Annotated in this window: 20 protein-coding genes and 1 tRNA gene; 11 read left to right on the top strand and 10 right to left on the bottom strand. The window is 60.4% G+C overall.

Annotated elements, in window-relative coordinates; translation table 11 throughout:
* Positions 1–8: 8 nt before the first annotated feature.
* The 7 genes from GF108_RS02400 to GF108_RS02370 are packed head-to-tail and all read right to left on the bottom strand — an operon-like array spanning position 9 to position 9,367.
* Positions 9–1,037, bottom strand: coding sequence for an ABC transporter ATP-binding protein (locus GF108_RS02400; protein ID WP_172982552.1), 1,029 nt, complete (start codon positions 1,035–1,037; stop codon positions 9–11).
* Positions 1,034–2,032 carry an ABC transporter ATP-binding protein gene (locus tag GF108_RS02395; protein ID WP_153666722.1) on the bottom strand — a complete coding sequence of 333 codons (999 nt, stop codon included), beginning with the start codon at positions 2,030–2,032 and terminating at the stop codon, positions 1,034–1,036. The genes GF108_RS02400 and GF108_RS02395 overlap by 4 nt, the downstream gene beginning before the upstream one ends.
* Positions 2,029–2,940 (bottom strand): ABC transporter permease, encoded by a 912-nt coding sequence (locus GF108_RS02390; RefSeq protein WP_153666721.1) that lies wholly within the window; start codon positions 2,938–2,940, stop codon positions 2,029–2,031. Before GF108_RS02390 ends, GF108_RS02395 begins: the two co-directional genes overlap by 4 nt.
* A gap of 1 nt (position 2,941) precedes the next feature.
* A complete protein-coding gene (locus GF108_RS02385; protein WP_246663820.1) occupies positions 2,942–3,904 on the bottom strand; it encodes an ABC transporter permease in 963 nt (320 codons plus the stop codon).
* Positions 3,905–3,941: 37 nt separating this feature from the next.
* Positions 3,942–5,960, bottom strand: a complete 2,019-nt coding sequence (locus tag GF108_RS02380; RefSeq protein ID WP_153666720.1) for a CocE/NonD family hydrolase — start codon at positions 5,958–5,960, stop codon at positions 3,942–3,944.
* Positions 5,957–7,243 carry an MFS transporter gene (locus GF108_RS02375; RefSeq protein WP_153666719.1) on the bottom strand — a complete coding sequence of 429 codons (1,287 nt, stop codon included), beginning with the start codon at positions 7,241–7,243 and terminating at the stop codon, positions 5,957–5,959. The genes GF108_RS02380 and GF108_RS02375 overlap by 4 nt, the downstream gene beginning before the upstream one ends.
* Before the next feature lie 6 nt (positions 7,244–7,249).
* Entirely contained in the window at positions 7,250–9,367 is a 2,118-nt protein-coding gene (locus GF108_RS02370) for an FAD-dependent oxidoreductase (protein WP_246663819.1), read from the bottom strand.
* A 210-nt stretch (positions 9,368–9,577) separates the two neighbouring features.
* Between GF108_RS02370 and GF108_RS02365 the strand changes: the two genes are divergently transcribed.
* Entirely contained in the window at positions 9,578–10,219 is a 642-nt protein-coding gene (locus GF108_RS02365) for a TetR/AcrR family transcriptional regulator (RefSeq protein WP_051614672.1), read from the top strand.
* Positions 10,220–10,285: 66 nt separating this feature from the next.
* Positions 10,286–11,065, top strand: a complete 780-nt coding sequence (locus tag GF108_RS02360; RefSeq protein ID WP_370462052.1) for an SDR family NAD(P)-dependent oxidoreductase — start codon at positions 10,286–10,288, stop codon at positions 11,063–11,065.
* A gap of 6 nt (positions 11,066–11,071) precedes the next feature.
* Here GF108_RS02360 and GF108_RS02355 read toward each other — a convergent pair whose 3' ends face one another.
* Entirely contained in the window at positions 11,072–11,713 is a 642-nt protein-coding gene (locus GF108_RS02355; protein ID WP_153666718.1) for an alpha/beta family hydrolase, read from the bottom strand.
* A gap of 10 nt (positions 11,714–11,723) precedes the next feature.
* Positions 11,724–12,836 (bottom strand): calcium:proton antiporter, encoded by a 1,113-nt coding sequence (locus GF108_RS02350; protein ID WP_153666717.1) that lies wholly within the window; start codon positions 12,834–12,836, stop codon positions 11,724–11,726.
* 149 nt (positions 12,837–12,985) lie between these two features.
* Between GF108_RS02350 and GF108_RS02345 the strand changes: the two genes are divergently transcribed.
* The 9 genes from GF108_RS02345 to GF108_RS02305 all read left to right on the top strand — a co-directional run bounded on the left by GF108_RS02345 (position 12,986) and on the right by GF108_RS02305 (position 19,240).
* The gene (locus GF108_RS02345) at positions 12,986–13,771 is read left to right on the top strand and encodes an LssY C-terminal domain-containing protein (RefSeq protein ID WP_153666716.1); all 786 of its coding nucleotides are present in this window, start codon (positions 12,986–12,988) and stop codon (positions 13,769–13,771) included.
* A gap of 236 nt (positions 13,772–14,007) precedes the next feature.
* Positions 14,008–14,523 (top strand): DUF992 domain-containing protein, encoded by a 516-nt coding sequence (locus tag GF108_RS02340; RefSeq protein ID WP_153666715.1) that lies wholly within the window; start codon positions 14,008–14,010, stop codon positions 14,521–14,523.
* Positions 14,524–14,591: 68 nt separating this feature from the next.
* Positions 14,592–15,194: a DUF922 domain-containing Zn-dependent protease gene (locus GF108_RS02335; protein WP_370462051.1), complete on the top strand. Its 603-nt coding sequence runs from the start codon at positions 14,592–14,594 to the stop codon at positions 15,192–15,194.
* A gap of 103 nt (positions 15,195–15,297) precedes the next feature.
* Complete coding sequence (locus tag GF108_RS02330) at positions 15,298–15,486, top strand: hypothetical protein (RefSeq protein ID WP_153666714.1); 189 nt, start codon at positions 15,298–15,300, stop codon at positions 15,484–15,486.
* Between the two features lie 150 nt (positions 15,487–15,636).
* Complete coding sequence (locus GF108_RS02325; RefSeq protein WP_153666713.1) at positions 15,637–17,325, top strand: arylsulfatase; 1,689 nt, start codon at positions 15,637–15,639, stop codon at positions 17,323–17,325.
* Between the two features lie 517 nt (positions 17,326–17,842).
* The gene (locus tag GF108_RS02320) at positions 17,843–18,109 is read left to right on the top strand and encodes a hypothetical protein (RefSeq protein ID WP_153666712.1); all 267 of its coding nucleotides are present in this window, start codon (positions 17,843–17,845) and stop codon (positions 18,107–18,109) included.
* Complete coding sequence (locus GF108_RS02315) at positions 18,106–18,390, top strand: hypothetical protein (protein ID WP_210386047.1); 285 nt, start codon at positions 18,106–18,108, stop codon at positions 18,388–18,390. Before GF108_RS02320 ends, GF108_RS02315 begins: the two co-directional genes overlap by 4 nt.
* A 108-nt stretch (positions 18,391–18,498) precedes the next feature.
* Complete coding sequence (locus tag GF108_RS02310) at positions 18,499–18,735, top strand: hypothetical protein (protein ID WP_153666711.1); 237 nt, start codon at positions 18,499–18,501, stop codon at positions 18,733–18,735.
* A gap of 169 nt (positions 18,736–18,904) precedes the next feature.
* Positions 18,905–19,240 (top strand): hypothetical protein, encoded by a 336-nt coding sequence (locus GF108_RS02305; protein WP_153666710.1) that lies wholly within the window; start codon positions 18,905–18,907, stop codon positions 19,238–19,240.
* A gap of 409 nt (positions 19,241–19,649) precedes the next feature.
* Here GF108_RS02305 and GF108_RS02300 read toward each other — a convergent pair.
* Positions 19,650–19,740 (bottom strand) — tRNA-Ser (locus GF108_RS02300).
* Positions 19,741–19,991: the final 251 nt, after the last annotated feature.

Raw genomic sequence — 19,991 nt, 5'->3', positions numbered from 1 at the left:
GCTTGATTTTATCTGTTTGCGGTCTTCGGCAGGCGTTGTGGCGGCGGGCCGACGACGGTCAGCCGCGGCGTCAGCGGATAGTGGCAAGCCACTTCGTGCTCTGCCGAAATCGTCGTCTGGAGTGGCCGTTCATGGCGGCAGCGATCCTGCGCGAACGCACAGCGGGTGTGAAATTCGCAGCCGCTTGGGCGTGCCGCGAGACCAGGCACCTCGCCGATCACCGGGGGCGCTTCGCGCCGCTTCGCCGGATTGGGTATCGGCTCGCAGTCGAGCAGTGCGCGCGTATAGGGATGGCGCGGCGCGCGAAAGATCTCGCGGGCCGGCCCGCTTTCGAGCACGCGGCCGAGATAGAGAATGACGATGCGGTCCGAGACGTGGCGGGCGATGGACAGGTTGTGCGTGATGATGAGGAACGACGTGCGAAATTCTTCGCGAATGTCGAGGAAGAGGTTGAGCACGCCGCCCTGAACCGAAACGTCGAGCCCGGCCGTGGGCTCGTCGGCAACGATAAGCCGCGGCACGACCGAAAGGGCCCGCGCCACCGCCGCACGCCTTGCCTGACCGCCGCTCAGTGCATGCGGAAATTTCGATAGAAGCGGGCTCGCAAGCCCGGCCTTGCGCGCAAGCTCCTCAATCTCCGATCGTGCAACGCTGCCGCTGCGGGCGATGCGGCGTGGTTCCGCGAGGATCGATCCGATGCGCTGGCGCGGATCGAACGAGGTCACCGGGTCCTGGAACAAGAGTGAAGCTTCGCGCCGGATGCGCTTGAAGCTTGCCGGCGAGAAATCCGGCAGAGGCGTACCGTCGAAGACGATCTGTCCCGCCGAGGGACGCACGAGACCGAGCAACGCGCGGCCGAAAGTCGTCTTTCCCGAGCCGCTCTCGCCGACCATGCAAACGATCTCACCGGGTTTTATCGCAACCGAAACGTCGACCAGAATGTCGAGGTCCGGCTTTCTCGAAGGAAACCAGCGCGATGATCGCGGCACCGCGACCGAAAGATTGTTTGCCTCGATCAGTGCCGTCTCCCGGATCATGGCGCACTCCGATGGCAGCGTGAGAAGTGGGAGACGTTGCCGGCGCCGACAGCGACCCATGGAGGCGTCGCGTTGCAACAGTATTCGAGCACCTGCGGGCAGCGCCCCGCAAAACCACACCCGATCCGGACGGGGCGGGGCACTTCGCCACCGATTACCGGAAGTCGCGTCGCACCTGTTTCGATGAGCGCCGGCTCGCAGGCAAACAGCGCCTTCGTGTACGGATGGCGCGGATCGGCGAAAATGACGTCGACCGGTCCCTCTTCGACGATGCGTCCGGCATACATTACCGCGACGCGGTCGCAGATTTCGGCAATGACGCCGAGATGATGCGAAATCATCAGGATGGAAACGCCGGCGTTGCGGCGAATCTGGCGCATGAGATGCAGGATTTGCGCTTCCATGGTCACGTCGAGGGCGGTTGTCGGCTCATCGGCGACAAGCAGCGAAGGGCGCATGAGCAACGCCGCGGCAATCGCAACGCGCTGGAGCATGCCGCCGGAGAGCTGGAACGGATAGGCTTCAAGCCGCGCGGCCGGGTCAGGAAGGCCGACATCCTGCAAGGCCTTCAGGATCTTCTGGCGCTTTTCCTGATTTGAAAGGCCGCGCTCGCGCCACAGCAGATCCATGAGCTGGCGACCGAGCTTATGCATGGGGCTGAAGGTCGTCATCGGATTCTGGAATATCATCGCCGCGGCCGGGCCGCGCAACTCGCGCATGGCTTGTTCCGGCGCGCCGAGCATGTCGATGCCGTTCAATGAAAGCGTCTTGCCGGAGATCTGGGCGGAGTCTGGCAGAAGGCCGAGGACCGAATGCGCCAGCGTCGACTTGCCAGAGCCGCTTTCGCCGATGATGCCGACGATTTCACCGGGCATGACCTTGAGATCGACGCCGACGACGGCAGGTACGATGCCGCTGTAGCTGATTGAGACATCGGCGAGCTCGAGCACGGGTGCCGGGTTGACGGGCGTTGCGGTTGCAGGGCCAGGGGTCATGGCTTGCGCTCCCGGGCAAGCTTCGGATCGAGTGCATCGCGCAGCGCCTCGCCAAAGAAGGTGAAGCCGATCGTCGCGAGGATAAGCGGTGCGCCGCCGGCAATGACCGGTAGCGCGGTCGAGCGTATGACCGAGAACCCGTCGCTCAGGATGTTGCCCCAGCTTGGCACCTGCGGTTTGACGCCAAGACCGAGGAACGAGAGCCCGGCCTCCAGCGTGATGACAGTGGAAATATCGAGGCAAGCGAGAATGAGCAGCGGCCCGATGACATTCGGCAGGAGATGATTGAACAGGATGCGCGGCGTCGAGGCATTCATGGCCTGCTCCGCCTTGATGAAATCACGCGACTTGAGGCTCAGCGTCTGCGTGCGCACGAGGCGCGCATAGCTCGGAACGGAATAGAGCACGATTACGAGGATGACGGTCGGGATGCCGGGGCCGAGAAGAACGACGATGGCGAGCCCGAGCATGATCATCGGCAGCGAACTCAGACTGTCGAAGACGAGGATCAGCGCGGCGTCAAGCCAGCGCGGTCCATAGCCGGCGATGAGCCCGAGCGGCAACGCGGCGACAAGAGCGATGGAAAGCGCCGATATCGCAACCATCATAGCCGTTTGCGTGCCGACGATGACCCGTGAGAAGAGGTCGCGTCCCAATTGATCGGTGCCGAGAAGGTGGGTGAAGGACGGACCGGCGAGGCGTTCCTTGACGCTGATTGCAGTCGGATTGTATGGCGCGATCCATTGGGCGAAGACCGCGACGACAAGGATCAGGACAACGAGGGTGATGCCGATGCCGCCAAGCGGCGTGTGAAAAATGTCCGAGACAACGCGGCCGGATCGGCGCAGCCAGCCGGGCTCTCTGGTTTGCGATTGGTGCGGGTTCGTATCTATGCCGATGACCGCCATGTCAGAGCGCGCTCCTGACGCGAGGGTCGATCCAGGCGGTAACGACGTCGGCGATGATCATGCAGGTGACGTAAAGGCCGGAGGTCACGAGGACGGTGCCCATGACGAGCGGATAATTGCGCGACATCACCGCGTCATAGGTCATCTTGCCGAGCCCAGGCCTCGAAAAGACGATTTCGGCAAATACGGAGCCTGTCAGCAGGCCGCCAAATCCGATCGCGATCACTGAAAGCACGGCAATCAGCGCCTGCCGCAAGGCGTAGCGGAAAATGATCCGGCGTTCGGAAACGCCGAAGGAACGCAGCGTACGGGTATAGTTCTCGCCCATGGCTTCGATCATCGCAGCGCGCACCAGCCGCGCCACGTAGCCAACCCAGCCGAGGCCTATGGCGAAGGAGGGCAGGACGAGCGCCTTCAACTGGCTGACGAAATCGCCAGGCGTGCCGGCGCCGATTGCCGGGAGCCAGTTGAGGCTGACGGCGAAGATCAGCAGCGAATACAGCGCAACGACGAAGGAGGGAACGGCGACGAAACCGACGGAAAGGATGCCGATGAGCCAGTCTGGCCACTTGCCGTGATGGACGACGGCGAAGCAGCCGAGCAATATGCCGAGCGTTACCGCCCACAGGAAGCTCGCCACGGCAAGTGTCGCCGTATAGGGCAGGACCTCGAAGATCATGGTCAGCACCGGCCGCTTGCTCCAGACGTCTTCGCCAAGATTGCCTTCCGCGAGCCGGCCGAGGAAGAGTGCGAGCTGTTTCAGGATGGGCTGGTCGAGTCCCATCATCTCGCGAAAAGCTTCGCGCATTTCCGGTGTCGAGCGGGGCCCGAGCGCGACCACGGTTGGATCGCCGGGAATAAGGTGCATCATCGAAAACAGAAGTATTGCCACGATCAGCAGGATGATGGCGGCAAGGCCAATGCGACGCATGATGAAGCTCGTCACCGGCGGACCCTCCGCCAAGGGGCGGATCCGCAATGGGCCCCTGCACGATCGGGGGCTACAGGTGATCGCGGTCGATCCATTCGTCCCCCTCCCGTTCAAAAATCAATTCGTTGCGCTCATAGGCTTCGAGCCGCCACTGCAGGCGGAAACGCAAAGCATCCGCCGTAAGCGTCACCGAGGAGCGTGTTTCCGTGTCGGCTTCGCTGCTTTTGAAACCAAGCACCCAGCCGGTATCGAGCCGTGCCGAGAGTGGGTCGCCGTCCACGATTTCCATCCTGTCGACGACGCAGGCCGATGTGACAATGGCGCGGTCGGTCAACTGCTGGCTACCGAAGTCGCTTGTCAGCGTGATCGTTTCCCTGCATGCGCCGACATCGATGGCAATGTCGCGGCGATGCGCTTCGCTGCTGAGTTCGATCATCTGCACCGGCGTCGCAATCTCTGCCGGCGCAAAGGTCGGATGCACATCGTTTGCCGGCGCATGACGCAAAGGCAGGCTGAGCGTCGAGATGCCGGTGTCGATGGTAAATGACGGCATCGTCGGTGACGGCCACAGGATAGGCCAGTGCTGGTTGGATAGAATGAGGCGAATACGGCTGCCCGCGGCAAAGCGACGGCCGACATGATTGAGTTCGAGCCTCACCGTTAGCGGCTCGCCCGGAACAACCGCTTGCGGATGCTCATGTCCGTTGCGGTGCGCGAGGTTGAGAACGCCCCAGGTGACGAGGGTCGATGCTCCGTCGGGAGCGACATCGCAAAGCCGTGCCACGACAAAGCCCTGCGGAGCGTCGGAAGTCAGGACCAGCGAAATGCTTGGCGCGCCGAGGAGATCGATATCCTGCGTCAAGGGCGCGGTCTCGAATTGCAGTCCAATCCCGTCCTCGCGCCGTTGGTCGACGGCAAGATCCGGCACGATGCCGCCGTAGCCGCCATAACGTCCGCAATCCCGACCGGCGGTCACCGGCGAGCGCAGGACCATGCTCGTCCCGATCTGGGCAACCTCCTCGAGGGCGCCGCGATTGAGATAGAGGCGGTTTTCCCTGATGTTTGGCGAGGGCCACGACGGCTCGGCAACGAAATGTCCGGGGTGTTCCTCGTAAAATGGCGCCGGCGCGTGCGGATCGTTGATCCATGCCGTGTATTTCGGCTCGTCCATGATGCCGGTGTCGATGCCTTCGAGCCAATGGCGCCACCAGCGTATTGCTTCCTGCAGATAGTTGATGGCAGGGCCCGGTTCGCCGAGGAACGGATAGGCGTGCGTCCATGGACCCACCAGTCCCTTGCACGGCGCGCTAAGACCTTCAAGCAGCCGTGGCACCGCGTTCGAATAGGTGTCGTCCCAGCCGCTGATTGCATAGACCGGGATGTCGATTGAGGAAAAATCCTCGCAGACCGAGCCGCGCTTCCAATAGGCGTCGCGGCGCTGGTGCCGCATCCACTCGGACGACCAGCATGTGGTTGCGTCGAGCCGTTCCTGCCACATCGCGCGCCAGCGATCACCGACGATCTGCGGGTCCGGCGGCAATGCGCCCAGTCCGAGGATGAAAGAGGACCACATGGCGTCCTCGGTCAAAAGACAGCCGCCGAAATAGTGCACATCGTCGGCAAAGCGATCGTCGGAACAACACAGCGCGATGATCGCTTTCAGCGCCGGGGGGCGGCGTGCAGCCACCTGCAGCGCATTGAACCCGCCCCACGAGATGCCGGTCATGCCTACCGCGCCCGTTGACCAGGATTGATGTGCCAGCCAGTCGATGATCGCACAGGCGTCGTCAAACTCCTGTTCGGTGTATTCGTCGGCAAGCAGCCCTTCCGAATCGCCGGACCCGCGAATATCGACCCTGCAGCAGGCAAAGCCGTGGCCGGCAAGATAGGGATGCATCTTGAGGTCGCGAAAAACCGTGCCGTCGCGACGACGGTAGGGAATGAGTTCGAGGATTGCCGGAACCTTCTTCGTCTCGGCGTCCTCCGGCAGCCAGATCGTCGCTGCGAGCCGCGTTCCGTCCGGCATCGGTATGAAGACAGGGTCGATGCAGCGCACCTTGTGCGGGAATGTCTCGATAACGCGCGTCATGGCTTTGATGTCTCGCTGGATTCTGGGGCATCCGTTTCGGTAGGGGACCCGATCTCCTTGCGCGGCACCCACTCGTAGACCGCCGGCGATGTCTGGGGATAGGTGACGAACTCATCGCGCGTGCCGACGATTGGCTGGCGGAACTGCCGCCACAGGGCGAAGGATGCGAAAGTGAGCGATAGCCCAATCCCGTACCAGAAGAAGGAATGCGCGCCGAGATGTTGTACGCCGGTCGCGGCGATGGCCGGCCCGATGGTGCCGCCAAAGGCCCAGATCAGCAGAAGGTTCGAAGAGAGCGCAACGAATTGCGACGACGAGGCGCGGTCATTGGCGTGCGCCACGCCAAGCGGATAGAAGATTTCCGAAATGCCGCCGAAAACCGAGAACAGGATGAGGAAGGCCCAAAGCGGCGTGTTGCTGTCGACGAGAAGGAACATGCCGCAGACGCCGGCAAGGATGAGCGCAAGCCCCAGCATCATGCCGCGCCGGTCGAGCCGGTCGGAAAGGTAGCCGAGCGGGAACTGCAGAAAGAGGGCGCCAAGTGCGACTGCAGCCATCAGGATGACGATCCTGTCCTGGCTGAAGCCGAGCTCCAGGCCGTATAGCGGGCCGATGCTCGAGAAGGTCGATGATACGAGACCGGTCAGCAGGCAGGCGAGGGCGCCGAGCGGCGAGGTACGAAAGGCGCCGAGGAGATCGATGCCCAACGGCGCATGGAGTTGCGGCTCCCCGACCCATATCGCCGTCACCGGGACCAGCGCCAGGGCATAGAATGCCGCGGTAATCATCAACATGGCATTGCCGGCAGGGGCGATATCGCGTGCAAGCAACTGTCCAAGACCGTAGAAGAGACCGAGCACCAGCACATAGAGGGTAAGCGCACGGCCGCGGCCCTCATTGGGCACCATCGCATTGAGCCAGCTTTCGATCACGACCGACTGGCCGGCATTGGCGAAGCCGACGACCGCCTGTATCGCCATCATCACGGCGAGTTCCGGCCCGGCTCCCAGGGCAAGCACAAGTACGGAGGATGAAGCTGAGAGCGCTGCATAGGCGCGGACCTCGCCGACCGAGCGAATGAGCCGCACCGAGCCGATGCAGCCGATGAGAAAGCCGGCACCCTCGGCCATGACCACGAGACCGACAGCGTCGGCGCCGTAGCCGTTCTCGATCAGGCGCAACGGCAGCAATGTGTGGAACAACCCCGACCCCGCGGCATGCAGCGCCCCGCCGGCAAGCGGCGAGGCGATCGACCAGGGGGAAAGGGCGGGACGCTCGCTCATGGCCGCCTATTCCGCCGCTGCGCGAGATTTGAATTCGGGCTCGGCATCGACGATCGGCGTATCGCGCCGATATGGCGCGTATTGCCTGCCACCAAGCTCCTGGGCGCAGGTATGGCCGCTAAGGACCGCATGGGCGATAGCGCCGGGTGCAAGGCCGTCGCCGATGCGGCGAATGCTTTTGATACCTGCCGCCGAAACGTCTTCGCTGCGCGCGGTCAGGGCCTCGAAGAGTTCGTTGCGCGGCATGCGCAGGCCGACGATAAGGACCGACCTGCATTTGATGCGGAAGGTTTCGCCGGTGAAGAGGTGCGTGAGCGTTGCCATCGCACCGTCGAAGGCGGTGAGCATGTGCAGCGTCGTCACCCGGACATTGCGCCGTGCCAGCGCCCGATGCACCAATGGCAATTCGTTCGTCATTATCGTCCATGCCGATGCCTGGCCGGCGGGCGTCACATAGGTAACCTCATTGCCCTGCTGCGCAAGATACTCGGTGAGAACACCGCCCATGTAGTAGTTGTCGAAATCAAAGACCAGCGTCGGCCCTTCCGGCAGGCGCCCCGCCGCGATGTCATCGGGCGTATAGACGCGCGGATGATCTAGTTCACCGACGGGTATTTCCATGGATGAATAGAGCATGCGGGTCCAGCGCGCGCCGGTTGCGATGACGACGTGATCGGGCGCGAGATCGATGATTTCATCGATGCCAATATCGCTCTCGAGATACATCGACACATTGGTCATCTCGTTGAGACGGCCGAGCCGGTATTCTGCGACGCGGTTCCAGGTGGAGAGGCCCGGAAGCCGCGTTTCGAATGTGAGCCGGCCACCGAAGCTCGTGCCCTTGTCGGCAAGCGTCACCTCGTGGCCGCGACGGCCGAGGGTGAGCGCACATTCGAGGCCGGCAGGCCCTCCGCCGACGATTAGTACCTTTTCCGGCTTCTTGGCTGCGTCCACCCGTTCGGGATGCCAGCCGCGCCGCCACTCCTCGCCCGCTGTCGGGTTTTGTGTACAGCGCACCGGTACGCCGTCATGCCAGCTCGAAATGCAGATATTGCAGCCGATGCATTCGCGGATCTCGTCGTGGCGGCCTTCCTTGATCTTCACCGGCAGAAAGGGATCGGCGATCGATGGACGCGCCCCGCCGATGAGGTCGAGGACGCCGCGCCGGATTTGCGAGACCATCGTATCGGGCGAGGTGAAACGACCGACGCCGACGACGGGCTTCTTGGTCAGCGCCTTGACGAAGTCGATTACCGGTTCGTGGCTGCCTTCGCCCGTGAAACGCGATGCGGAGCAGTCAGTTGGGCTCGAATCCATCTTGACGTCGAAGAGGTCGGCATAGTCGGCGAGGAGTTCGATCACCTCGTGCGCCTCGGAGGGCTGGTGCGTGCCCGGACGGCCCCGCAGCTCTTCAAGGCTGATGCGCAGAGCAACGCCGCAATCCTTGCCAACGGCATCGCGCGTCACGTCCAGAAGCTCTCGGACGAAGCGCACGCGGTTTTCCAGCGAGCCGCCATATTCGTCGGTGCGATGATTATATTCCGGCAGCAGGAATTCATAGCCGAGATAGCCCATGCCGGCATAGACATAGACGATGTCGAAGCCCGCGGTGCGTGACTTCCGCGCGCCTTCGGCCTGCCAACGGAGGACATCGCGAATGTCCGACTTATCCATCGTCTTCGGCCGCGCATTGCCCATGAAACCCACATGCGTCGCCATCCACGGAATGCCGGACGGCGATAGCGGCGGAATGCGGCTGGTACGGTTCATCACCGAGGCGCCGCCATGCCAGAGTTCGACACCGGCGAGAGAGCCGTGGCGGTGGACAGCCTCCGTCATCATCGCATGGGCGCGGATATCATTCGTGTCCCACATGGTAGCGAAGGGAAGCGGAGAATCGTCGGAACTCGGATCGGTGGAGCACGCGCCGGTGCAGATGACACCCCAGCCGCCCTCGGCCTTGGTTTCACGAAATGCAGCGCGAACGCGGGGCAGTGCATTGGTCATGCCACTGGCATGCGGCACCTGGTAGAAACGGTTGGGCGCGGTGACCGGCCCGATCTTCACCGGCTCAAATAGGACGTCGTATCGGGGATCCCGCTTCATGCCAAACCTCGTTCCCATTGTCCGCATCCGGGGCGGATCGTTGGAAAAAGGATATGCAGGAATTGCGTGTTCCGCAAGAGAAATTATATGATCGTATAATTTCTCTATTAGTATTTGAATTAGTTATGTTATTTTGATAACAAGCGTGAACTAAGTGAGTCGGTAGGCTAAGATTTTCGCCTCTTCGCCCCCGATCCTTCGATGTGACAAAGCGACGGGAAATTGATCTTGGCCAAGTCCAAATCAGGTGTCAGAACGCGGGCCGGGTTCCGCCGTGAAGCTCCGGAGGATCGCCGCCGGCAATTGGCCGAGGCGGCTCTGCGCTGCATCGTCCGGCATGGAAATGCCGGGGTATCGGCGCGGCAGATCGCCATGGAGGCGGGCGTCACGCAAGGGCTGATCACCCATCATTTCGGCGAGATAAACGAATTGGTGGCCCATGCCTTCGACATCATGTCCGATGGCATGCTTGATACGGTCATGACGGCCGTTGACAGCGCTTTGCCCGAACCCAAGGCAAGGCTGGAAGCCTTTGTCGAGAACTCATTCTCGCCGGCGCTGTTCGATCGCGACGTGCTTGGCGTTTGGGTCGTTTTCTGGGGCCTGATCCTGCACTCGCCGCGCATGAGCGCCTCGCAGAAGGGCGAATATACCGCCTATGTCGTCACCGTGGAGAAACTGATTACGGACTATGCCGAGGCGGAGGGCTGCGCGATAGCCAGTCCGCGCCTTGCCGCTATCGGCTTCACGGCGCTGATGGACGGCCTCTGGCTCGCCTGGTGCTTGAATCCCGAGGCATTCCAGCCCGAGGAAGGCATCCGGATCGGCAAGAACTGGATCGAGGGATTGCGGCTCGGCGCCTTCGCCTGACCATCTCTAGGCCGATTTCACACCTCCATGCTATGGTCTGCCTTGGGAGAACGAGGAGGATAAATCGTGGCACAGCCGAGCGAACATGCACCCAACTTCAGTCTGGACGGCAAGGTAACGCTGGTCACCGGCGCATCGCGCGGCATAGGCAGAGCCTGCGCACTTGCCTGTGCTGCCGCTGGCTCCGACATCGTCCTCGGCTTGCGCGACATTTCGGGTTCATCCGCTCTGATCGCGGAAATCGAGGCCATGGGACGCAAGGTCCTGCCGGTACGACTCGATATTTCGCAGCGCGCGGACATAGAAAGTGCGGTCGAGGCCGCTCTGCAACAATTCGGGCGCATCGATGTGCTCGTCAACAATGTCGGCGTTGCGCCGGGCGATCTTGCCGAACGCGTTTCGGAAGCGGCGGTTGACGAGATTCTGCAGGTCAATATCAAGGGCACGTTCCTGATGACCCAGACTGTTGCCCGCCACATGATCGACCGCAAGGCAGGCCGCATCATCAGCATTAGTTCGCAAGCGGGTACCGTTACGCTGCGCGGCGAGGCGATCTATTGCATGAGCAAGGCCGCGATCAACCATCTGAGCCGGTGCCTTGCCGCTGAATGGGCGCCCTATGGGATAACCGTCAACACGGTCGCACCCACCTTCATCTGGACAGACGGGACCAGGCCCGCGCTTGCCGACAAGGATTTCCATGACCAGACGCTCGCGCACATCCCACTCGGACGGATCGGCGAAACCCGCGATGTGGTGGGCGCCGTCATTTTCCTGGCATCACCGGCCGCATCATTGATCACAGGGTTGAACCTGCTCGTCGACGGCGGCTGGTCAATCGCCTGAAACGACCTAACGCTTCAGGCCCTCTGCCCAGCCCGCAACTGTGGCGGCCAGTGTCTTCAGGTGATCGGCGGCCGAAAAGCCGGATATGCTCTTGCGTGGCTTGAGATCGTGGTCGCCATCTTCGAGCCAGAGGATTTCGATCTTGTCGGAAAGGTCGTAGCCCGCGACCTCCTCCCTCCTGCCGAATTCGTCGCGCGTTCCCTGGCAGATCAAGGTCGGCGTCATCAATCCTGCAAAATGCTTCGTACGCAGTTGGTGCGGTTTGGCCGGCGGGTGGAACGGATAACCGAGGCAGAGCAATCCGCTGATCGCGCCAGCCGCATGGAGTTCATCGGCGATCATGCTGGCAACCCTGCCGCCCATCGATTTGCCGCCGATAATCAGGCGCTGCGGTTTGCCGAGCGCGGCGATGGCGTCGATATACTCGGGTTTGAGCGTCTCGGCACGCGGTGGCGGCTTGCGTCCTGCCGAGGTGCGTCGCGCCGCCATATAAGCAAACTCGAACCGCGCCACCCGAAAGCCCGCTTCGGCGAGAGCCTTGGCCATTGCGGTCATCGAAGCAGAGTCCATCGGCGCGCCGGCGCCATGTGCGAGCAGAATGGTGACCGGCGCATCGTCACTGCCGTCGAAGAGGAACCTGTCCTGCATTTCAGTCTGCCTATTTGGTGGTGACGAGAAGGATGAAGGCGACGAAGACCACGAGATGAACGAGACCCGTCAACACGTTGGTTCTTCCCGTCCCGAAACTGTGGATGCTTATGCCGAGAATAAGGGCAAGCAACACCGAGTCGCCCCCGGGCAGGCCGAGCGTCAGTTCGCGGCCGGTAATGACGCTGGCAATGCCGATGGACGGGATTGTCAGGCCGATCGTCGCGAGCGCCGATCCGAGCGCAATGTTGAGACTGCGCTGCAATTCGTTGTTCATGGCGGCGCGGATTGCCGACAGGGCCTCGGGCAAGAGGACCAGCGTTGCAATGAGCGCGCCGACAATTGCGTCCGCCTGCTGGACGCCGATCGCATCGAGACCGTTCTCGACGCCGATTGCCACCCGTTCAGCGAGGAGGACAATGCCGAAAAGCCCGATCATCAAAAGGACGGCGTTGATCCACGAACCTTCGCCGGGATGTGCGTGCCCGGCGTGTGTGCCTCCGGCGTCACCGATGTCATCGACGAAATCATCGCGGTGCCGAACCGTCTGCGCGAAGACGAAGCTTCCGTAGAGCAAGGCAGAGCAAATGCTCACGAAGGTGAGCTGTAAACGCGAAAATGTGCCGGGTGCGTCATGCAGGGTGAAATTCGGCAGGATCAGCGTCAGGACGGCAAGCGCCGTAAGCACGGAAAGAATCGCGCTCGTGCCTTGCCGTTTCATCTCCTGCTGGCGGTGCTGCATACTGCCAAGCGTAAGGCAAAGACCCACGACCCCGGCACAAACGATCATGACCGTCGAGAACACCGATTCCCGCGCCAGTGTCGGGTTATTTTCCCCATGCAGCATCATTGCGAGGATGATCGAAACTTCCACAGTGGTAACGGCAAAGGTAAGGAGCAATGTGCCGTAAGGTTGCCCGAGGCGTAGCGCCAGGCCTTCCGCATGCTGCAGGACGACAAACACGGTGGCAAGGAGCAAGGCGATTGCAAGCGCGGAAACAACAATGCCGATGCCGTGACGCCCGGCGCCGACCGGCACCTTCGCCACTTGAATGCCGACCGCAAGGGCAAGGCAGGCAATCGGGATAAGATAGCGATGGATTGAAATGGGTCGTGGGGCCATGAACGATCCGGGTCAAGCGAGTGCACGTTATTCCTACCACTCCTCCCGGAACAGGCCTAGCCCGACCTGCATCCACAGATTGCATTTCGTATTTTGCCAAGCCGTGCGAAGATCAATCTGCGTATCTGGGGGAATCGCGCGGGGGAAACATGAAGCGCTTGCTCATCGGGCTTGGAGTCGTGGTCGCGGTTTACCTCCTGCTGGCATATGTGATCCTGCCAGCCGCCTGGACCCATTACGAGCGCCAGCCCGGTCTTGCACAGCGCCCGATGGTGACGATGACGGCGGGCGGTATGCCTGGCGATCCCTTGAATGTTGGATTGATCGGCAGCCGCAAGGATGTCGTTCGCGTCATGCACGCTGCCGGATGGTATCCTGCCGATCCCGTGACCCTGCGATCGAGCATCGATATCATCGGCAGCGTCGTCTTCGACCGGGCATACAAGAGCGCGCCCGTTAGCCCGCTGTTCTACGATGGGCGCCATGAGGACCTTGCCTACGAAAAACCCGTGGGGGACAGCGCCCGCCATCGCCACCATGTCCGCCTGTGGGAAGTGCTGCAGTCAGGCGAGGAAGGACGCCCGGTGTGGCTGGGTTCTGCGACGTATGATGCGCATGTCGGCGTCAGCGAATATACCGGCCAGGTGACGCATGACATTTCACCCGATGTCGACCGGGAGCGGGACTTTTTCGCGGGCAGTCTCAGTGAGGCCGGGATGGTCAACGCCATCTACGAGGTTTCCGGGGTCGGCCCGACGCTGAATGGGCGCAATGGCGAAGGAAGCCGATATTTCACAGACGGTGAAATTCACATGCTGGATCTGGTCAAGGACGGGCAGAAGCGCACGGCGCCGCCGCAGGTGCTGCCGCCTCCGCCTTTCATCGAGGCGAAGGACCAGGCCTGGCACGGCGTCAAGAACATGCTCGGCTTTTGATGCGCGTTGTTGCGCTTCTCGAATCAAATTAGCGCAGCTTATCAACGCGATGCCTTCAAATTGACCCAAAGCAGGAGGTACTATCAAGTGTCTGAAATTTGCGCATCCAAACATGCTGTTGACATCATCCGTTCCAATTGTCCCAATTGGAACCGTTCTGCGTGGAAACCGTTGCCCCAACCGTAGCCGACGATTAAATACCCAAGGTCCGCAGGCCGAATCTTAAGGAGAAAATCATGAAAAAGACCTTTGCAATGGTGCTTACTGGAGCTTTGCTGGCAGGCGTTGGAGCGGGCTCCGCCAATGCCGCTGATATGGCGCGCTACCAGAGCCCGGATGCGCGCGGCGGCGTCAGGATCGGCTTTCTCGACTGCACGATCGGCGGCGGTGTCGGCTATCTTTTAGGCTCGGCAAAAGAGATCGACTGCATTTTCCGTTCCAGCCTGACCGGTGATCGTTCGGAGCGCTACTCAGGTGCGATCAGGAAACTCGGCGTCGACCTCGGCTTCACGACACAAAGCCGCTTGCTGTGGGCGGTGTTCGCACCAACGGCCGGCTATCATCGGGGCTCGCTGGCTGGTGTCTATAGCGGCGCGACCGCGGAGGCCACCATCGGCGCGGGTATCGGCACCAACGTGCTGTTTGGCGGCACCGCAGGTTCAATTCACCTGCAGGCAATAAGCGTGACCGGTCAGATTGGCTTGAACCTGGCCGCGACCGGAACGTCGATGACGCTCGCTTCGGCGAACTGACCTTCCGTTGCCCCTTCCGCTCGCCGGAAGGGGCATTTCCATCGATATCGAACTGAGCGGGGGCTCACGTGAACAGGATCGTCCAGCGCGCGCTCGTTGCCACGTGCCTTATTGTGCTTCCAGCGACGGTCAAAGCTGCCTGGCAGGCGGTCGAACAGGTCGAAACCTACGCAATCCGGGGCAAGTCGGGCGCCGAACTCTACGCCTCTATTGGAGAGCGCGGTCCGCAACTGGGCGGCGGCAAGGTCCGCACCATCGCTCACACAAACTTCAAATTGACATGGCGGCGAAACTACCAAAATCAGGGCACCGCCTGCACGCTGGTGTCGGCGCAGCCGAAGCTGATCATCACCTATACGCTTCCGAAGCCCGCCGAGCCTTTGCCGCCATCCGTCCGAGCTGGTTGGGAGACCTTCATAAGCGGCATCGAGACCCATGAAAGGGTCCATGGCGATACGATCAAGGAGATGGTCAAGGCAATCGAGGCGTCTACCGTCGGACTGTCCGTGCCCGATGATCCCAAATGCCAGAAGATCAGGTCTGAGATGACCCGACGCCTTTCCGCATTGTCGCTGGCGCAGCGGCAGAAGAGCCGGGATTTCGACCAGGACGAAATGAGCGAGGGCGGCAATGTTCACCGTCTCATCCTGCAACTCGTGAACGGGTCCTGAGACCCGCGGCTCGTCAATCCACCCTGCCCAAAGGGATGCCCTGACGGCACTTTGCCGGCGTGATATTCTGAGCCCGATCAAGTTTTGATCGGGGGACACACGAATGAAAGCCTTTGCCTTGACGCTTGCAGCGCTCGCGCTCGTCGGCTGCATGGGAAACAAGATCGAACCGCCCTATATCACGCCGCAATCATCGATCTATGGGGCACCGCTGGCAACGCTCGCAGGACGGTGCTTGCCGGCAGTCAACGGCCATAGGAAGGCTGCTGCCTGCATCAAAAAGTATCCGTGACAATAGATGCGGGGGCGCGCTCCGGATGTAGCCTACCGTAAGTTACCTGTCTGGCCTTCCTTATTGCAGTAACCTTTCCATGCGCGTGGCCCATCATAGCCAAAGCCTCTGCCCGGCAGCGTGGGCCCGCCGCCAACGGAGGTTACGGTCATGGGTTCAAGTAGGCTCAAATACTTTGCCGCGGCAGTGGCATTGACTGGTACGTTTCTATCGCCGGTCGCAAATACGGCGCAGGCTCAAAACAGCAAGCCCAATATTGTCGTCATCATGGGCGACGATGTCGGCTGGTTCAACATCGGCGCCTATCACCGGGGCATCATGTCCGGCAAAACCCCCAACCTCGACAAGCTGGCGTCCGAGGGCATGATGTTCACCGACTACTACGCTGAAGCGAGTTGCACGGCCGGCCGGGCAAGTTTCATTACCGGTGAAATACCGTTGCGTACCGGGCTGACGACAGTTGGCCAGGCCGGGGCAGATGTCGGGATGCCCGACAAGGCCGCGACCATTGCTGCCGCCCTCAAGACCGAAGGTTATGCAACGGGGCAATTCGGGAAGAACCATCTCGGCGATCTGAACAAGTTCCTGCCGACGCTGCATGGCTTCGATGAGTTCTTCGGCTATCTCTATCACCTTGATGCCATGTCTGATCCCTACTGGTATTCGTTCCCCGACGATCAGTCATACCGCGACAAGGTCGGGCCCCGTAATCTCGTGCATAGCTTTGCGACGGACACCGATGACGCGACCGAACAGCCGCGTTGGGGCAAGGTCGGCAAACAGCGCATCGTCGACGAGGGTCCACTGGCGCCTTACCCGGATATGTCCAATGTACCGAACATGCACGACATAACCCCCAAGGCGAAGTACGACATGGGAACGTTTGACGAAGTGCTGGTCAAGGCTTCGTGCGACTTCATGGACAAGGCCAAAACGGAAAACAAACCGTTTTTTGTTTGGCACAACACGACTCGCATGCACGTCTGGACGTTTCTGTCGCCAAAATACCAGGCGCTCATGAACAGCACGTCCAACTATGGGCTCGAAGAAGCCGGAATGGCGCAACTGGATGACAGCGTCGGCGCCATCCTGAAATGCCTCCAGGATGCGGGCGAGGCAGACAATACCATCGTTCTCTTTACGACTGACAATGGTGCTGAAGTATTTACCTGGCCTGATGGGGGCATGACACCTTTCAAAGGCACGAAAGGCACCGTGATGGAAGGCGGCTTCCGGGCGCCGGCAATTATCCGTTGGCCGGGGAAGGTCAAGCCTGGGACGGTCGAGAACGGCATCTATTCCGCGCTTGATTGGTTCCCGACGCTGGTGGCGGCAGCGGGAAACCCCGATATCACCGACCAGTTGCTCAAGGGTGTGAAACTGGGTGAAACCACCTATAAGAACCATCTTGACGGCTACAATCAGATGGATCTCTTGCTGGGCAAAGGCCCCTCCGCACGGCACGAATTCTTCTATTTCGGTGGACCCCAGCTCGGTGCGGTGCGCATCGACGACTTCAAGTTCCAGTTCTTCCAGCAGCCACAAGGTTGGCCCGGCGCAAAGGTTACGACTGACATGCCGACCATGGTCAATATCCGCCAGGACCCGTTCGAGCGGACACCGTCGATTGGCGAGCAGAGCCTCAACGATCTCGGCGGAGGTTATATGAACGACTTCTTCGCCCGCGAGTTCTGGAGGTTCGTCAGTGTTCAGCAGGAGGTCGGGAAACTCGCGCTGACGGCGGTCGACTACCCGCCTATGCAGGACCCGGCGTCATTCAACCTCGATGCTGTCAAGCGGCAGATCGATGCCGCAATCAAGAACAAGCCAGGCAACTAGGCCGGTTTGAATTATATGCGGCGGGCGGCTCAAAGGCCGCCCGTTTGCCTGTGCACGCGGTAGCAGCCTATTCGTCGTTGGAAGGTCGTCCTCGCATGCGCCGCCGGACGATGAAAAAGCCCCAAGCGAGCACGATCAGGAACATCGCGCCGAATGCGTAGCTCAGAATATTTGTTGAGAAGACATTGGCTGAATAAGTCATCATTGTTTTTGCAATCTTGAAAAAAGCGCGCCATTTCAGAATCTTTCATAATTATGCTTCTGAATTCGGCGCATGTCATAATTCAAACTGGGCACTCAGACTTTTGTTCCGCTACGCCTTGCAAGTAAAATGGAAAATCGCGTCTACAATATTTGGCTTATTATTTAATCTTTTGGCGAGGAACCGCAATTAAAGCGCAATTGAAGCTCAGCCTCCTATTCTCGTCTTTTGGCCACAATCTGGCTCTTCGCGCAAATCCTCGACCCGCCATTGCTCTCCAAATCGCCGAGTGCAGCTTGTGATGGAGGAATTGGCATGAACCCGCGTACCAAACGTTTGATTGCTCATTTCCTGGAACCCTTCGCCTTGCGCGGATTGGAGGGGGTTCAGCCACCCGGCGAATACGATGTCGATGTAGATGAGGAAATGATCGAGGGCCTGTCCCGGCTCGCCTATCAGCGCGTCGCGACCTTTATCCACGTTCCGGCAAGGGGCTTGAAAGCGCATCGAACGCAGCTTGTTGCAATCGACTATGACGAACTCGAAATGGCACTGAAAAAAGAACAGGAAACAAACAAATGAATATCCACCGACGCTACAAGTTGCCGGTAACCCCACCACATCGGTTCGCAATCGGCCAGCAAGTCCGCCTGCGTAGCGGCGGCGGCGCAGCGATGAAGAGCACTGCAACCTTCGAGATTATGGCGAGGCTCCCGCCCCAGGGTGGCTCGTTCCAGTATCGTATCCGCGACGCAGAAGAGAAACACGAACGGATGGCCACTGAAGATAGTCTTGAAGCCATCGATATCTGGAGCAGCGGCGACCGCGACAGTCTGCGAGCACTTGCAGACGTACACTCGTGATAGTGGCCGACAGCAGGACTTCAAAGAGCCGATGCGAGGACTCTGCTGCGCGGTTTATCCGACCCGGCGAATCATGGCGAAAGGACTAGAATTTTGGCGAGGAATACCGTGCGGACAGCCCGCCACGCTTTCATCGAACACCTCAAGCTTGTCATTGCCGAGTACCAGGCAACAAGAGAGCGCCTTATTGCCGGAACCGATCAGGTGTTCAGTACCGGAAAGTACGGAGGCGTAGACATTTCGGTCGAAGCGGCGGCACATTACAAGCAGCTCATATCGCACTATAAGGCCGTTGTCCTCCGCTTCGAAAATGAGCAGACCCGCAAAGTCCAGCCGAAGCTTTGAGCTGATATGCCAGTGCTCTCGGTCACTTAAAACCCAACGACGGCAATGTGATCGAAGCATGATTGACTTAACGGTGATTTGAGCGCGTTAGTCAGTGGTCGTCAGGCATGCAATGGCCGCTGACGCTTGAGAGTATCTGCTCCCGCCTTTCAACCGCGAGGAGACAGACATGTTGCCTATCGATCATTCCATAACCAGCCCCCATCTCCTGCTCGCTGCCGATTGGCTTGTGCTGCAGGCTGCCCATGACAGCGCATCGAAGAACCTGGGTCGATCGCCGAACGGTCACCGTTACTCTGATCGCTTGGCAAGGCAGGTTTTACGCCTGTTTGAATTGGGGCATCGTGACATAGCGATCATCGCGGCAGTCGCCGCACAGACGGAACGGGCCCAGGCGCAGCATTCGTACAGCCTGAACAAGATTCTGACGCTCGTTCCCGCGAACGAGCAGGCGCGGCAATACCGATTGTCCGGCTGCGGGCAGAGCCTTGATGGTTACCACTGACCGACCCGGTTTTACTGTTCGCTGGCTGCAGGCATCCACTTCTAAAGAAGTGGGCTAAGCCCGGGCGACCACCGAGTTAGAGGCGCATCATGGCCCAAAAAATTGACGGGAAACTCCAGTGCGAGGAATGCCGGACAATTTATCTGAGCATTCCCCGAATAGACAACGATGACGGTCCGGTCTTTTGCAGCGAGTGCGGAGCATATATGGGGCGTTGGCGGGATATCCGATCGGAATTTTCCGCGCAAGGCGGCCAAAACGGCGTGTTCGAATTGTCGAATGGTCAAATCATCCGCATCGAGTTTTATGGCAAGACACCGCGACGGGGGCCCTAGTCGCCGAGGCATCTGACGCGAACGGGATGTTCGGGAAGGATAGGCGATTGGCGTTTCTAGAATTTTAGTGAAACTGGCGGAGAGAGCGGGATTCGAACCCGCGTTACGCTTTTGACGTAAACACACTTTCCAGGCGTGCGCCTTCAACCACTCGGCCACCTCTCCGCAGAACGTCCGGCATCTGCCGGGCGGGTCGATAATATCGGCCGCAAATGCCGGCCGTGAGCACCGTCAAACCATCGGTCACTCTTTTTTGAAGCATGCACGGCGCTGTCGATGGTTAGCCGACAGCGACCCCGTGCGGCGCGCAATATAGTCAGAACAGGCACTTGTTCAACACCTATTTCAGTTTTATCGCGCTTTGCCGCAATTTCTCAAATTTGACGCTGATTTTACTGGGAGTTTTCGCGAAAATT

The sequence above is a fragment of the Phyllobacterium sp. SYP-B3895 genome (assembly GCF_009647635.1).
GTDB lineage: Bacteria > Pseudomonadota > Alphaproteobacteria > Rhizobiales > Rhizobiaceae > Phyllobacterium > Phyllobacterium pellucidum.
Note: the sequence above shows the minus strand (reverse complement) of the source record. Positions and strands in the feature narration are given on the sequence as shown.

Coding starts and splice junctions, on each gene's coding strand:
- GF108_RS02400 (WP_172982552.1), bottom strand. CDS start 1,037: ATGATCCGGGAGACGGCACTGATCGAGGCAAACAATCTTTCGGTCGCG.
- GF108_RS02395 (WP_153666722.1), bottom strand. CDS start 2,032: ATGACCCCTGGCCCTGCAACCGCAACGCCCGTCAACCCGGCACCCGTG.
- GF108_RS02390 (WP_153666721.1), bottom strand. CDS start 2,940: ATGGCGGTCATCGGCATAGATACGAACCCGCACCAATCGCAAACCAGA.
- GF108_RS02380 (WP_153666720.1), bottom strand. CDS start 5,960: ATGACGCGCGTTATCGAGACATTCCCGCACAAGGTGCGCTGCATCGAC.
- GF108_RS02375 (WP_153666719.1), bottom strand. CDS start 7,243: ATGAGCGAGCGTCCCGCCCTTTCCCCCTGGTCGATCGCCTCGCCGCTT.
- GF108_RS02370 (WP_246663819.1), bottom strand. CDS start 9,367: ATGGGAACGAGGTTTGGCATGAAGCGGGATCCCCGATACGACGTCCTA.
- GF108_RS02355 (WP_153666718.1), bottom strand. CDS start 11,713: ATGCAGGACAGGTTCCTCTTCGACGGCAGTGACGATGCGCCGGTCACC.
- GF108_RS02350 (WP_153666717.1), bottom strand. CDS start 12,836: ATGGCCCCACGACCCATTTCAATCCATCGCTATCTTATCCCGATTGCC.
- GF108_RS02345 (WP_153666716.1), top strand. CDS start 12,986: ATGAAGCGCTTGCTCATCGGGCTTGGAGTCGTGGTCGCGGTTTACCTC.
- GF108_RS02340 (WP_153666715.1), top strand. CDS start 14,008: ATGAAAAAGACCTTTGCAATGGTGCTTACTGGAGCTTTGCTGGCAGGC.
- GF108_RS02330 (WP_153666714.1), top strand. CDS start 15,298: ATGAAAGCCTTTGCCTTGACGCTTGCAGCGCTCGCGCTCGTCGGCTGC.
- GF108_RS02325 (WP_153666713.1), top strand. CDS start 15,637: ATGGGTTCAAGTAGGCTCAAATACTTTGCCGCGGCAGTGGCATTGACT.
- GF108_RS02320 (WP_153666712.1), top strand. CDS start 17,843: ATGAACCCGCGTACCAAACGTTTGATTGCTCATTTCCTGGAACCCTTC.
- GF108_RS02315 (WP_210386047.1), top strand. CDS start 18,106: ATGAATATCCACCGACGCTACAAGTTGCCGGTAACCCCACCACATCGG.
- GF108_RS02305 (WP_153666710.1), top strand. CDS start 18,905: ATGTTGCCTATCGATCATTCCATAACCAGCCCCCATCTCCTGCTCGCT.